The organism is Streptacidiphilus jeojiensis (assembly GCF_042510965.1).
Lineage (GTDB): Bacteria > Actinomycetota > Actinomycetes > Streptomycetales > Streptomycetaceae > Streptacidiphilus > Streptacidiphilus jeojiensis.
The window spans coordinates 201,876-214,445 of record NZ_JBEUKS010000010.1; the positions used below are offsets into that span (position 1 = coordinate 201,876).

The window sequence follows — 12,570 nt, forward strand, 5'->3', positions numbered from 1 at the left end:
CTGCTACGAGTCTTGGGGTCCACCCTCTGAGCCTACCTGCCGCCTCTCGACGGCTGTCGTCGAGCCCCGCAGCAGCAGCGTGGTCTGCAGCGGCGCCGGCCCCGGCGGCCGGCCGCCGTTGATCAGCTCGGCCAGCAGGTCCAGGCCGGCGCTGCCCAGCCGCTCGCCTGGCAGGTCCACCGTGGTGAGCCCCGGCGACAGCAGTTGGGCGGCCAGGATGTTGTCGATGCCGACCACCGACAGGTCGTCAGGGACCCGCAGCCCCAGCTCCGCGGCCACGTGGTAGGCGGCGGCCGCCACCACGTCGTCGTCGCAGACCAGGGCGTGCGGGCGGTCGGCCCGGCCGAGCAGGGTGCGGGCGGCCGCCCGCCCCGCCTCCAGGCCGCCGTTGATGGACACCCCGGCCTCCACCACCTCGACGCCCAGCGCCGCCCGCTCGAACCCGGCCTGCCGGGAGCGGAAGGTGTAGGCGGAGTCGGTGGAGCGCAGGTGCCCGATCCGGCTGTGTCCGAGCTCACGCAGATGCCGCACCGCGGCGGCCATGCCCCCGGCGACGTCCAGCTCCAGCGCCCGGCGCAGCGGCGAGTCGGCGACCCCGGCCGGGTCGGCGTCCAGGAACACCACCGGGAGCGAGGCCGGCAGCTCGCCCAGCTGGCTGTCGTCCGGTGAGCACAGCAGCAGGCCGTCGAACTGCCCGGTGCCGCAGGCGCGGGCCAGGGTGTCGCCGTCCCAGCCGGAGCTGACCACCACGGCGAGGCCGTGCGCGGTCGCCGCGCCCTGGGCGCCGTCGAGGACCCGGGCGAAGAAGGGGCCGAGCATATTGGGCACGGCGAGGTGGACCAGCCCGGTGCGGCCCAGGCGCAGCTGCCGTCCGGCGGCCTGGGGCTGGTAGCCGAGCTGGGCCGCGGCCGCCCTGACCCGGTCCCGGGTGGCGGCGGAGACCCTGGCCCGGGCGGTCTCGCCGGTCGAGAAGACCAGCGAGACGGTCGCCTGGGAGACCCCCGCGAGGCGTGCCACATCGCGCCCGGTCGGGCGGTGGGGCAGGTCGGCGGGGGTGTTCAGCGGGGTGTCCCTCGGTCCCTCAGGAGCTGCTGCTACTGGGCGTCCGCGCGGACGGCGTCGTCGAGGGCGTCCTCGGCGGCGGTCTGCGCGGCGATGCGCTGCTTCAGCCCGGCGCCGCGCTTGCGGCGTCCCTCGATGGTCTCGGTGATCTGCGCGGACACCTCGTCCCGCTGACGGCTCAGCAGCACATAGCTGAGCAGCCCCGACACCAGCAGGGAGATGATCAGCAGCAGCAGGACGCCGGAGGCTCCGGCCATCACCGGCATCAGCTTGAAGTGGGCCAGCACCAGGACGACCACGAAGACGGCGCCGAACATGCTGAACCGCATGGAGGTGTAGCGGAGGGTGGCGTGTGACTTGCTGCTCACGGCGCTGGGTTCTCTCTTCCGAGCGATTCCGGACGACCTGTCCAGTACAGCACGCGGTCGGGGCGGATCTTCAACGCCCCCCTGAAGAGGCCGCCGTCACTCCGCTTCACCTGAGGTCGAGCCACATCAGGACGTCGTCGTACTCCTCGCCCGGCGCGACCCGGATGGCGCCGGGCACCCGGCCGACCTCCTTGTAGCCGCTGCGGCCGTAGAAGGTCTCCAGGCCGCGGCCCCCGCGCAGGGTCAGCTTCAGCCCGGACAGGCCCCAGCCCCTGGCGATCCGCTCGGCCTCGGCCAGCAGCTCGGCGCCGTAGCCGGAGCCCTGGAACCGGGGGTGCACCATGACCCGCTTGAGCAGCTGCCAGTGCGTCATCAGCTCGAAGCGCTGGTCCTCGAAGAACAGGCAGGCGGCGAGCTCGCCGGTGTCCGCCTCACGGGCGATCAGCAGCCGGTCCGGACCGTCCGCGACTCCCGCGAACTGCTTCTCCGCGGTGGGCCGGACCCGCTCGGTGCTGACCGGCGCGACGAAGCCGACGGCCCCGCCGGCGTTGCTGACGTCGGTCCAGAGGTCGATGATCCCGGCCCGGAGCCGCGGGGTCAGCTCCGGGTCGAGGGTGAAGACAAGTGCCATGGTGCGGGAGGTTCCTGGGTGACTAGAAGCGCATCGGCTGCGGGGTCTCGCGGCGGTCGGCGACCGGGCCGTCGTACTCGCGGATGATCTCGTAGCGGGTGTTGCGCTCCACCGGGCGGAAGCCGGCGTCGCGGATCAGGTCGAGCAGGTTGTCGCGGCTGAGCTTGTTGGGCGTGCCGAAGCCGTCCGCGTCGTGGGTGATCTTGTACTCGACCACCGAGCCGTCCATGTCGTCCGCGCCGTGGTTGAGCATCAGCTGCGCGCCGTCCAGGCCGTGCATCACCCAGAACACCTTGACGTGCGGGACGTTGTCGAACAGCAGCCGCGACACCGCGAAGGTCTTGATCATGTCCGCGCCGGTGGCCATGGTGGTCCGGGCCTGCAGCCGGTTGCGGACGATGCCGTCCTTGGAGTCGTGGAAGTCGTGCTGGTAGCGCAGCGGGATGAAGACCTGGAAGCCGCCGGTCTCGTCCTGCAGCTCGCGCAGCCGCAGCACGTGGTCCACCCGGTGCCTGGGCTCCTCGATGTGCCCGTAGAGCATGGTGCACGGGGTCTTCAGGCCCTTGGCGTGCGCCAGGCGGTGGATCCGCGACCAGTCCTCCCAGTGGGTGTCGTGGTCGACGATGTGCTGGCGCACCTCCCAGTCGAAGATCTCGGCGCCGCCGCCGGTCAGCGACTCCAGGCCGGCGTCGATCAGCTCGTCCAGGATCTCGCTGGCGGACAGCCCGGAGATCTTCTCGAAGTGGTGGATCTCGGTGGCGGTGAAGCACTTCAGCGCCACGTCCGGCAGCGCCGCCTTGAGCTCGCGCAGCGACCTCGGGTAGTAGCGCCAGGGCAGCGTCGGGTGCAGGCCGTTGACGATGTGCAGCTCGGTGAGCTGGTCGTTCTCCATCGCCTTGGCCAGCCGCACGGCCTCCTCGATGCGCATGGTGTACGCGTCCTTCTCACCCGGCTTGCGCTGGAACGAGCAGTAGGCGCACGAGGCCGTGCAGACATTGGTCATGTTGAGGTGGCGGTTGACGTTGAAGTGGACGACGTCGCCGTTCTTCTGCGTCCGCACATGGTGGGCGAGGCCGCCCAGCCAGGCCAGGTCGTCGGTCTCGTAGAGGGCGATGCCGTCCTCGCGGGACAGCCGCTCCCCGGCGTAGACCTTCGCCTCGAGCTCCCGCTTCAGTCCTGCGTCCATCCGGCCCTCAGCCCTTTCGCAACCTGCATAACTGCGCCACGTACGACCTGCACGAGCCTACGCCAGCAAATCCGCCAGCAGGGACGGGTCCACGTTCCCCCCGCTCACCACCGCCGCGATGCTCCGCCCCTGCGGCAGCTGATCCGCGTGGTGCAGGTACGCCGCCGTGCTGACCGCTCCCGAGGGTTCGGCGACCAGCCGCCCGCGCCGGGCCAGCACCGCGACGGTCGAGCGGATCTCGTCCTCGGTCACCGTGATGATGTCGTCCACATAGGCCTGGACGTGCTCCCAGGGCAGCAGCCCCAGCGAGTTGGTGCGCAGGCCGTCGGCGATGGTGCGGTGGGTCTGCTCGAACGGCCAGACCTTGCGCTCGCCGGTGCGGAAGCTCTCGGCGGCGTCCCCCGCCAGTTCGGGCTCGACGCCGACGATCCGCACCCCGGGCATGGTCAGCTTCAGCGCGGCCGCGGTCCCGCCGATCAGCCCGCCGCCGCTGACCGGCACCAGCACCGTGCGCAGGTCCAGGTCCAGCGCGGTCGCGTCCTCCGCGATCTCCAGGCCGACCGTGCCCTGACCGGCGATGATGAACGGGTCGTCGTACGGCGGCACCCACACGTAGCCGTGCTCGGCGACCAGCTCGGCCGGGGTGGTGTCGCGCTCGCTCATGTGGACCAGGACCACCTCGGCGCCGAACGACAGGGTGCTCTCGACCTTCACCGCCGGCGCGGTGTCCGGCATCACGATGACGGCCTTGATCCCCAGCTCCCGCGCCGCGTAGGCGACCGCCTGCGCGTGGTTGCCGCTGGACTGCGCGACCACGCCGCGGGCCCGCTCCTCCGCGGTCAGCGCGGCGAGCCGGTTGTAGGCGCCCCGGATCTTGAAGGCACCGGTCGGCTGCAGCCCCTCCGGCTTGAGGTGCAGCGTGTGCGTGTCGGTCTGCGCCCACGGACAGGGCATCAGCGGGGTGCGCACCGCCACGCCGGCGATCCGCTTCTGCGCGTCGCGGAGGTCGTCCAGGGTCACCAGGGCCATCTGCGGCTCACGCCTTCCGGTCGGTCAGGGCATCGGTGTCGGGCAGTTCGGTCGCCCGGTTCTCCCACTTGGTGGACAGCACCACCGTGGTCCGGGTCCTGGCGACGCCCTTGGTCCCGGAGAGCCGCTTCACGATGGACTCCAGCCCGTCCACGTCCGGCATCCGCACCTTGAGCATGTAGGAGTCGTCGCCGGCGATGAACCAGCAGTCCTCGACCTCGGAGAGGTCGCGCAGCCGGTGCGCCACGTCCTCGTGGTCGGCGGCGTCCGACAACTGAAGGCCGATCAGCGCGGTCACGCCCAGCCCCAGCGAGGCTGGGTTCACCGTCGCCCGGTAGCCGGTGATGATGCCCGCCTGCTCCAGGCGGTTGATGCGGTCGGTGACGCTGGGGCCGGAAAGGCCGACCAGCCGCCCCAGCTCGGCGTAGGACGCCCGGCCGTTCTCGCGCAGCGCCTGGATGAGCTGTCTGTCCACCGCGTCCATGCTGGAATCCCGCGCCTTCCGATCGTTGGGCAACCAGCCGACATTATCCGGAATCGAAGACTCCCGAGCTGTCGACCCTGACATCCCAACGACAATACCCCGGGAACGTGAGCTGCCTCACTCAGGCATCGGCCCGCCTGGCCGTACCCAGCTCGCCGACCCAGCGCCGGTAGAGGTCGTGCGGCACTCCGGCCGCGTCCAGCACCCGCCCCGCGACGAAGTCCACCAGCTGCTGGGCGCTCCGCGTCCCGGCGTAGAACCCGGGCGAGGCGGGCAGCACCACGGCCCCGGCGTCGTCCAGCGCCACCAGTTGACGCAGCGTCTGGCCGCTCAGCGGCGTCTCCCGGACGCACACCACCAACCGCCGCCGCTCCTTGAGCGTGACGCTCGCGGCGCGCTGCAGCAGGTCCTTCGACAGCCCCAGCGCGATCCCGGCCACCGAGGCCGTGCTGCACGGCACCACCAGCATCCCCCGGGCCGGGTAGGACCCGCTGGAGGGCCCGGCCGCCAGATCGCCGGCGGCCCAGTAGCGCACCCCGTCCAGGCTCCCCAGCTGCGGCTTCCCGGCGTCGAGCGGCTGCTCCAGCCACTCCCGGAGGTCCTCCTGCCAGTGCCCGTCCCGGAACGCGATCCCGGTCTCGTCCAGCACCGTCAGCCGCGCCGCCCGGCTCACCACCAGGTCCACGGCCTCCCCCGCCGCCAGCAGCCCACGCACCACCGCCGCGGCGTACGCCGTCCCGGACGCCCCGGAAACCCCGACCACCCACGGCTCTCGCTGTCGTTCCACCTGTCCGACCCTACCCGGGGGCACGGGTGCTGCTGCTGCGCTCAGGCGCCGAGGCCGCGGAGTACCAGGTCCAGCAGGGCGAAGGCGAAGAGCGAGATCCCGACGAAGCCGTTGACCTGGAAGAAGGCCCGGTTGAGCCGGGACAGGTCGCCGGGCTTGACGATGGAGTGCTCGTAGACGAAGGCGCAGCAGACCACGACCAGGCCCAGCCAGAAGGCCCACCCTGCGTCGGTGAGCACCGCGAACCAGCCCAGCAGCAGCACCGTCACCAGGTGCGCCCCGCGCGCACCCCGGAGCGCGGCGTCCACGCCGAAGCGGGCCGGGACCGAGCGCACGCCGTCCGCGCGGTCGGCGGCGACGTCCTGGCAGCCGAAGATCAGGTCGAAGCCGCCGATCCAGACTCCCACCGCCAGGCCGAGGACCAATGCGTCCCAGGACCAGGCCCCGGTGACGGCCAACCAGGCCCCGATCGGGCCCATGGCCTGGGCCAGGCCCAGGATGGCGTGCGGGAAGTCGGTGAACCGCTTGCCGTAGGGGTAGACCACCATCGGGATGACCGCGATCGGGGCCAGCGCCAGGCAGAGCGGGTTGAGCAGCGCGGCGGCGCCCAGGAAGACCACCAGCGCCACCGCGGAGCCCGCGTAGGCGGTGCGCAGCGACACCGCGCCGGTGACCAGTTCGCGCCCGGCGGTGCGCGGATTGCGGGCGTCGATCTCGCGGTCGATGATTCGGTTCGCGGCCATCGCGAAGGTGCGCAGCCCGACCATGGCCAGGGTCACCAGCAGCAGTTGCAGCCAGTGCACCGTCCCGTTGTCCAGGAACATGGCGGTGAGGGCGGCGATGTAGGCGAAGGGCAGGGCGAAGACCGAGTGCTCGATCATCACCAGCCGCAGAAAGGCCTTGGTCCTGCCCGGTGTCTCGACGACCGGGACGGCGGCGGTGGCGCTCACAGCCCGTACTCCTTCCAGCGACGGGAGACCGTCGCGGCCGTTTCAGGGTCCGAGGCGACCATCTCCGGCCAGCCCCCGTCCCTGGTGTACCCCTCCTCGGGGAGCTTACGGGTTGCGTCGATCCCGGCCTTGCCACCCCAGAACTGCTGGTACGAGGCGTGGTCCAGATGGTCCACCGGACCCTCGACCACGCTCAGGTCGCGGCTGTAGTCGACGTTGCCCAGGGCCCGCCAGGCCACCTCCTGGTAGTCGTGGACGTCGCAGTCCGCGTCCACCACCACGATCAGCTTGGTGAGCGACATCATGTGCGCCCCCCAGATGGCGTGCATCACCTTCTGGGCGTGCTTCGGGTACTTCTTGTCGATCGAGACGATCACGCAGTTGTGGAAGCCGCCGGCCTCGGGCAGGTCGTAGTCGACGATGTCCGGGACGATGATCTTCAGCAGCGGCAGGAAGAAGCGCTCGGTGAACTTCCCCAGCGGGCCGTCCTCGGTCGGCGGCCGGCCGACCACGATCGACTGCAGCAGCGGTCGGGACCGCATCGTCACGCAGTCGATGGTCAGCGCCGGGAACGGCTCCTGCGGGGTGTAGAAGCCGGTGTGGTCGCCGAACGGGCCCTCCGGCAGCGTCACCCCGGGCTCCAGCCAGCCTTCGAGCACCACCTCGGCGTCGGCCGGGACCTGCAGCGGAACGGTCCTGCAGTCCACCATCCGCACCCGCTCGCCCGCGACGAAGCCGGCGAACAGGTACTCGTCGATGTCACCGGGCAGCGGCGCGGTGGCCGCGTAGGTCACCGCCGGCGGGCAGCCGAAGGCGATCGCGACCGGCAGCCGCTCGCCGCGCCTGGCCGCGACGGCGGCGTGGTTGCGGCTGTCCTTGTGGATCTGCCAGTGCATGCCGATGGTGCGCCGGTCGTGGCGCTGCAGCCGGTAGAGGCCCAGATTGCGGATGCCGCTGTCCGGGTCCTTGGTGTGGGTGAGGCCCAGGTTGAAGAAGGAGCCGCCGTCGCCGGGCCAGGTGAACAGCGCCGGCAGCGCGTCCAGGTCCACCTGGTCGCCGGTCAGCACCACCTGCTGCACCGGCGCGTCGCCCTGCTTCACCTTCCTCGGCGGGACGTGGGTCATCCCGGCCAGCTTGCCGAAGGCGTCCCGCACCCCGGTGAAGCCGTGCGGCAGTTCCGGCTTCAGCAGGCCGGCGATCTTCTCCGAGATGTCCTCCGCCGACTTCAGGCCCAGCGCCTTGGCCAGCCGCCGCTCGGTCCCGAAGACGTTCATCGCCAGCGGCATCGCCGCGCCCTTGACGTTCTCGAAGAGCAGCGCGGGGCCCTTGGCCTTCTGCACCCGGTCGACGATCTCCCCGATCTCCAGGTACGGGTCGACCTCCACCTTGATCCGCCGGAGGTCGCCCTCCCGTTCCAGCGCCCGAAGAAAGGACCGAAGATCGTCGTATGCCATACGTGCCAGTATCGTCCACGGGCTAGGCTGCCCCGCACGGACACCGCCGGTAACGCACGGGCCGACGTACAGAACGTACGCAGTAACCCCGCGTAGACCCGTCGTTCCGACCGTTTACGGGTTCCTTACGGGCGCCGACACTGACCCTATGACCGCCGCCCCCACAGAGATATCCGAGTACGGCGACCACGTACTCGCCGTCGAACCCACCGGTGCAGAGCCCGTGCCCGAGGCCGCCAGACACGGCCGACCGCTCGGACTGCTCTGGACCTGGACCTCCCCCAACATGGAGTTCGCCACCGTCTTCGTCGGCGTCCTGGCCGTCGGCGTCTTCGGTCTCGGCTTCTGGCAGGCCGTGCTGGCGATCGTGCTGGGCACCGGCCTGGGCGCCGTCGCCCACGGCTTCCTCGGCCTCAGCGGCCCGCGCCACGGTGTGCCGCAGATGGTCGCGGGCCGCAGCGCCTTCGGCTACTGGGGCAACGCCCTGCCGGCCGGCCTCAACGCCCTCACCGCGGGCATCGGCTGGTTCGCCGTCAACAGCGTCAGCGCGGCGTACGCGCTGAACACGCTGCTCGGCTGGCCCGCGCTGCTGTGCCTGTTCATCGTGGTGGTGCTGCAGGTCGGCATCGCCTACTTCGGCCACAACTTCATCCAGAGCGCCGAGAAGTACACCTTCCCGCTGCTGGCCGTGGTCTTCCTGATCGCCGCCGGGGTCATCCTCAGCAAGTCGGACGTCTCCGCGGCGACCGGTGCGCACGCCTTCCCCGGCGCGTTCCTGCTGACCGCCGGCGCGACCTTCGGCTACGCCGCCGGGTGGACGCCGTACGGCTCCGACTACACCCGCTACCTGCCCAAGTCCGCACCCAAGTGGGCGGTCGGGCTGTGGCCGGCGTTGGGCGTCTTCCTCTCCTGCGTGCTGCTGGAGATCGTCGGCGCGGCATCGGCGACGATCGCCGCACCCACCGACCTCTCCCCCACCGCCGCCTTCACCCACGCCCTGCCGACCTGGCTCGCGGACCTCACCCTGCTGGCCATCGCGGTCGGCGGCATCGCCGCCAACGCCCTCAACATCTACTCGGGCTCGCTCTCCTTCGTCGCCATGGGCATCAAGCTCCCGGCGGCGGTACGCCGTGCGACGGTGGCGCTGGTCTTCGGCGTGGCCGGCACCCTGGTCGCCTGGTCCGGCCTGCACGACTCGGGCACGAAGTACGAGAACTTCCTGCTGGTCATCACCTACTGGATCGGCCCCTGGCTGGCCATCGTCTTCACCGACCGGGTGCTGCGGCGCGGGCAGTCCGACGAGGAGATCGCCTCGGTCCTGGGCAACAAGGCCTTCAGCAACTGGGCTGCGCCGATCGCGATGGCGGCCGGCACCGGGCTCGGCGTCTGGCTCTTCTCCAACCAGACCGACTACACCGGCGTCCTCCCCAAGCACGTCCCCGCACTCGGCGACATCGCCTTCGCCGGCGGGTTCGTCATCGCCGGCGCGCTGTACCTGCTCCTCCGCCTGGTCCCGGGCCTCGGCCCGGTCACCGGCTCCACCAAGGACATCCCGGCGTCGGCGCCGGAGCCGGCGGAAGCCTGACCGTCAGCGACGGTTCCTGTCCGCGCAGTTCCCCGCGCCCCTAGCAAGTGCAACTGGCCCCGGTTGCAACCCCTCCGTCGCGGGTGGTTACCGTTCGCGCAGTTCCCCGCGCCCCTGAGGTGTTGCAACTGGCTCGGTTGCAGACCCCTAGGGGCGCGGGGAACTGCGCTGCCAACCATGCACCCACCCGCACGGTCAATCCCCCGCCCGCAGCAACCTCTGCGCGCAGCAGGCCAGCAGCAGCTCCGCATGGGCGTCGGCCTCGCCGACGGGAAGTCCCAGCAGGGACTCGATCCGCTCCAACCGCTGGTACAGCGACTGCCGCCCCACATGCAGAATCGCTGCCGTACGGGTCGGACTGCAGCCGTTCCGCAGGTGCACCTCCAGGGTGCGGACCAGGTCGCTGGGGTGCGCCGCCTCCCATTCCAGCAGTGGCCCCAGCGCCCGGCTGACCAGCTGGGCGAGCCGGTCCCGTGAGGCCGGGGTGAGCCCGTCGCCGACGAGCTGCCGCTCCAGAGCCAGCGCCCTGGACGAGGTCACCAGCGCGCCGTCGCAGCACTGCGGCTCCGCGGCCGGAACGCTCAGCGCCAGCGTCAGTGCGGTGCGCGCCTCGCGCAGCGACTCGCCCCAGCGGCTCCACGCCGCCTCCCCCGGCGCCGCAGGCCCCAACGCGACCGTCAGCGCCGCCCCCGCAGGAGCCTCCCCCGCCGCCGCGACGACCGCGCCCTGCACCGCGCGGACCGCGTCGCCGCTGCCGCTCACCCGCGCCGGAACGCTCACCAGCGCGGCGACCACACCGTCCGCCCCCGCGGCCCGCAGCAGCCGTCCGCCGAGCAGTTCGGCGGCACGGTCCAGCACCGCGACCGCCGCCGCGCCGGGCCCAGTCGCCGCCGCGCCGACCAGACGGTGCGTCCGGTCCACGGCGAAGTCCAGGGCCCTGGCCCGGGCCAGTACGTCCGACTGGCTCAGCGCCGTGCCCTCGGCGAGTTCCACCAGCAGGGCGGAGACCCGTCCGTCCCGGTCGTGGGCGGGGTGCGGACGGTCCGTCAGCGACTGGGTGACGATGGCCGTGTTGGCGGCCTCAGCGATGCGGATGAAGGGCACCACCGCCCGCAGCGCGACCAGCGGCAGACCGCGCCTGCGGCTCTCGTCCACCAGCTCGTACGGCATCTCGGTGAGGGTGCGCCCGAGTTCGACGGCGATGCCGGCGACCCCGCGCTCGGCCAGCTCGCGGACGTAGTGGCGACGCGCGCCGGCGTCCGCCCCGGCCAGGCCGAGGCCGGTGGTGAGCAGCAGTTCGCCGCCGGACAGCAGCGGGCCGATCTCGTAGATCTCGCTGGAGTGCACCCAGCGCACCGGCCGGTCCAGGCCCTTGCCGCCGCACAGGATCTCGGGGGCGGCATCGCCGAGGACGTCGAAGGAGAGGATCTCGCGGAGTGTGAGTGCGGCCAAGGCGACTCCCGGGGCAGATCGTTCACAGGGGAAAGGCAGGGACGACACGGCGTCAGCGGCGAGGTGGCCTGGAGCGTACTTTCCGCACGTTGCCCCGGTGTTTCGGGAACGGGAAAGTGGACCCATGACAGACACCTCACATCTGCTGGCGGTCGCCGTCGAGGAGGCCAGGGCGGGCCTGGCCGAGGGCGGCATCCCGATCGGCGCCGCGCTCTTCGGCCCGGACGGCGAACTGCTGGGCCGCGGGCACAACCGCCGGGTGCAGGACGGCGACCCGTCGATGCACGCGGAGACCGCGGCCTTCCGCAACGCGGGACGGCTGCGCGGCTACGGCCGGACCACGATGGTGACCACGCTGTCGCCGTGCTGGTACTGCTCGGGCCTGGTCCGGCAGTTCGGCATCGGCCGGGTCGTCATCGGCGAGGCAGCCACCTTCCACGGCGGCCACGACTGGCTGGCCGAGCACGGTGTCGAGGTCGTGCTGCTGGACGACCCGGAATGCACGGCGCTGATGCGCGACTTCATTGGGGCCAAGCCCGAGCTTTGGTTCGAGGACATCGGCGAATGACGAGAACAGACGAAGGCAGGTACAGCATGTCCCCCCGTATCCCCGTGATCGACCTGGCCCCCTGGCTGTCCGGCGACCCCGACGCCCGGGCCCGTACCGCGGCCGCCGTGGACGCCGCGCTGAGCCAGGCCGGCTTCCTGCTGATCACCGGACACGGCGTGAGCCGCGAGCAGCGCGAGGGCGTGCGCGAGGCCGCCCGGGCGTTCTTCGCGCTGCCGACGGCAGTCAAGCAGCGGTACGGGGTGAGCGTCGGCGGCCGGGGCTGGCTGGCGAAGGGCGCCGAGGCCAACGGCTACTCGGAGGGCACCGAGACCCCGCCGGACCTCAAGGAGTCCTGGACGGTCGGCGCCGACCGCCCCTCCGGCGACGCCGAGATCGACGACTTCTGGTTCCAGCCGAACCGCTGGCCGGAGGCCGAGGCCCCGGCGCTGCAGAAGACCGTCGAGGAGTACATGACCACGATGCGCTCGGTCGCCGACGAGGTGCTGCGGCTGCTGGGCGCGGCGCTCGGGCAGCAGACCACCTTCTTCACCGACCACACCGCGCACCCCACCTACACCCTGAACATCAACTGGTACCCGGGCACCGGCGTCGTCGGCGAACCGCAGCCGGGCCAGTTCCGGATCGGCCCGCACACCGACTTCGGCACGGTCACGCTGCTGGACCGGCAGCAGGGCAAGGGAGGCCTGCAGGTCTACATCGACCCGGCGGACGGCGGCGTGGGCTGGGAGGACGCCCCGTACGACCCGGACGCGCTGACGGTGAACATCGGCGACCTGATGGCGCGCTGGACCGGCGACCGCTGGAAGTCCGGCCGGCACCAGGTGCTGCCGCCGTCGCCGGAGGCCCCGGAGGAGGACCTGATGTCGCTGGTCTACTTCTACGAGTGCGACCCGCACACCACCGTCGCCCCGGTCGGAGGCCCGGTGGCGTACGAGCCGGTGGACTCCTCCGCCTACCTCAGGGCCAAGCTGGAGGCCATCAGCGTGGGCTGACAGCGGATCAGCTGTGTCC

13 protein-coding genes are annotated in these 12,570 nt (G+C 71.7%); 3 read left to right on the forward strand and 10 right to left on the reverse strand.

Features of this window, described 5'->3' with window-relative positions; genetic code table 11:
• Positions 1-3: 3 nt before the first annotated feature.
• The 9 genes from ABUW04_RS26655 to ABUW04_RS26695 form a co-directional block, all read right to left on the reverse strand.
• The gene (locus ABUW04_RS26655) at positions 4-1,017 is read right to left on the reverse strand and encodes a LacI family DNA-binding transcriptional regulator (protein ID WP_380566861.1); all 1,014 of its coding nucleotides are present in this window, start codon (positions 1,015-1,017) and stop codon (positions 4-6) included.
• Between the two features lie 77 nt (positions 1,018-1,094).
• Positions 1,095-1,430 carry a DUF4229 domain-containing protein gene (locus tag ABUW04_RS26660; RefSeq protein WP_030255493.1) on the reverse strand — a complete coding sequence of 112 codons (336 nt, stop codon included), beginning with the start codon at positions 1,428-1,430 and terminating at the stop codon, positions 1,095-1,097.
• A 106-nt stretch (positions 1,431-1,536) separates the two neighbouring features.
• Entirely contained in the window at positions 1,537-2,061 is a 525-nt protein-coding gene (locus tag ABUW04_RS26665) for a GNAT family N-acetyltransferase (protein ID WP_380566862.1), read from the reverse strand.
• Positions 2,062-2,083: 22 nt separating this feature from the next.
• On the reverse strand, positions 2,084-3,247 hold the full coding sequence (mqnE, locus tag ABUW04_RS26670) for an aminofutalosine synthase MqnE (RefSeq protein ID WP_380566863.1): 1,164 nt from the start codon (positions 3,245-3,247) through the stop codon (positions 2,084-2,086).
• 57 nt (positions 3,248-3,304) lie between these two features.
• Positions 3,305-4,276 (reverse strand): threonine ammonia-lyase, encoded by a 972-nt coding sequence (locus tag ABUW04_RS26675; protein WP_380566864.1) that lies wholly within the window; start codon positions 4,274-4,276, stop codon positions 3,305-3,307.
• A 7-nt stretch (positions 4,277-4,283) separates the two neighbouring features.
• Entirely contained in the window at positions 4,284-4,760 is a 477-nt protein-coding gene (locus ABUW04_RS26680; protein ID WP_030255498.1) for an Lrp/AsnC family transcriptional regulator, read from the reverse strand.
• Positions 4,761-4,881: 121 nt separating this feature from the next.
• Complete coding sequence (locus tag ABUW04_RS26685; RefSeq protein WP_030255500.1) at positions 4,882-5,547, reverse strand: UbiX family flavin prenyltransferase; 666 nt, start codon at positions 5,545-5,547, stop codon at positions 4,882-4,884.
• Positions 5,548-5,588: 41 nt separating this feature from the next.
• Positions 5,589-6,497, reverse strand: a complete 909-nt coding sequence (gene mqnP, locus ABUW04_RS26690; protein ID WP_380566865.1) for a menaquinone biosynthesis prenyltransferase MqnP — start codon at positions 6,495-6,497, stop codon at positions 5,589-5,591.
• Positions 6,494-7,951 carry a menaquinone biosynthesis decarboxylase gene (locus tag ABUW04_RS26695; protein ID WP_030255505.1) on the reverse strand — a complete coding sequence of 486 codons (1,458 nt, stop codon included), beginning with the start codon at positions 7,949-7,951 and terminating at the stop codon, positions 6,494-6,496. The genes mqnP and ABUW04_RS26695 overlap by 4 nt, the downstream gene beginning before the upstream one ends.
• A gap of 148 nt (positions 7,952-8,099) precedes the next feature.
• Here ABUW04_RS26695 and ABUW04_RS26700 point away from each other — a divergent pair, with 148 nt between their 5' ends.
• A complete protein-coding gene (locus tag ABUW04_RS26700; protein WP_380566866.1) occupies positions 8,100-9,536 on the forward strand; it encodes a purine-cytosine permease family protein in 1,437 nt (478 codons plus the stop codon).
• Positions 9,537-9,731: 195 nt separating this feature from the next.
• Here ABUW04_RS26700 and ABUW04_RS26705 read toward each other — a convergent pair whose 3' ends face one another.
• Positions 9,732-10,988 (reverse strand): PucR family transcriptional regulator, encoded by a 1,257-nt coding sequence (locus ABUW04_RS26705; RefSeq protein WP_380566867.1) that lies wholly within the window; start codon positions 10,986-10,988, stop codon positions 9,732-9,734.
• A 124-nt stretch (positions 10,989-11,112) separates the two neighbouring features.
• On the opposite strand from ABUW04_RS26705, the gene ABUW04_RS26710 reads away from it, so the two are divergent.
• Positions 11,113-11,556 (forward strand): nucleoside deaminase, encoded by a 444-nt coding sequence (locus tag ABUW04_RS26710; protein WP_030255510.1) that lies wholly within the window; start codon positions 11,113-11,115, stop codon positions 11,554-11,556.
• 26 nt (positions 11,557-11,582) lie between these two features.
• On the forward strand, positions 11,583-12,551 hold the full coding sequence (locus ABUW04_RS26715; RefSeq protein ID WP_030255512.1) for an isopenicillin N synthase family dioxygenase: 969 nt from the start codon (positions 11,583-11,585) through the stop codon (positions 12,549-12,551).
• The last annotated feature ends 19 nt before the right edge of the window (positions 12,552-12,570 follow it).

What these genes read in the sequence shown, in the direction of transcription:
- mqnE (WP_380566863.1), bottom strand. Translation starts at nt 3,247, where the DNA reads ATGGACGCAGGACTGAAGCGGGAGCTCGAGGCGAAGGTCTACGCCGGG.
- ABUW04_RS26665 (WP_380566862.1), bottom strand. Translation starts at nt 2,061, where the DNA reads ATGGCACTTGTCTTCACCCTCGACCCGGAGCTGACCCCGCGGCTCCGG.
- ABUW04_RS26700 (WP_380566866.1), top strand. Translation starts at nt 8,100, where the DNA reads ATGACCGCCGCCCCCACAGAGATATCCGAGTACGGCGACCACGTACTC.
- ABUW04_RS26680 (WP_030255498.1), bottom strand. Translation starts at nt 4,760, where the DNA reads ATGGACGCGGTGGACAGACAGCTCATCCAGGCGCTGCGCGAGAACGGC.
- ABUW04_RS26695 (WP_030255505.1), bottom strand. Translation starts at nt 7,951, where the DNA reads ATGGCATACGACGATCTTCGGTCCTTTCTTCGGGCGCTGGAACGGGAG.
- ABUW04_RS26710 (WP_030255510.1), top strand. Translation starts at nt 11,113, where the DNA reads ATGACAGACACCTCACATCTGCTGGCGGTCGCCGTCGAGGAGGCCAGG.
- ABUW04_RS26675 (WP_380566864.1), bottom strand. Translation starts at nt 4,276, where the DNA reads ATGGCCCTGGTGACCCTGGACGACCTCCGCGACGCGCAGAAGCGGATC.
- ABUW04_RS26715 (WP_030255512.1), top strand. Translation starts at nt 11,583, where the DNA reads ATGTCCCCCCGTATCCCCGTGATCGACCTGGCCCCCTGGCTGTCCGGC.